The organism is Streptomyces sp. NPDC101219, assembly GCF_044767675.1.
Classification (GTDB): domain Bacteria; phylum Actinomycetota; class Actinomycetes; order Streptomycetales; family Streptomycetaceae; genus Streptomyces.
Window position 1 is genome coordinate 1 of sequence record NZ_JBIWOK010000022.1, and the last position, 494, is coordinate 494.

Genomic DNA, 494 nt, shown 5'->3' on the forward strand with positions numbered 1-494 from the left:
CCCCGCGGAGCGGGTACCACATCGCTGCGCGATGTGCAAGTGGGGCGGTCGCTGCGCTCCCGCTCGCCCTCGCGATGCGAGGGCGGTCCCTTCCGCTGCACTTCAGGGACCGGTGGGGCCGGCCGCTGCGCGCCCGGCTGGCCGCGCATCGCGCGGCCGTGGCTGGCGGGGTGTCAGGTGCGGCTAGTGGGGCCTCCAGTAAGGGAGTTGGGGAGTGCTCCGCACTCCTGGGCGGGTCCGCTGTGCTCCCCCGCCTGACGGTCCTTCCGGCTGCGCCTCCAGAACCTTGGGGCCCGCTGGCGCGGGCCGGGTTGGCTACGAGGGGTGGGGGTCGCTCGTTCGTGTGGGTTCCAGTGTACCGCGTGCATCAGGTTGATGCAGCATGTACCGTTGGCGGAAACACAGGGCGGGGGGGCGGGGGGCGGGGGGCGGGGGCGGGGCGGGGGCGGCGGGGCGGGGGGGGGCCGCGCGGGCGGGGGCGCGGGCCGCGGCGC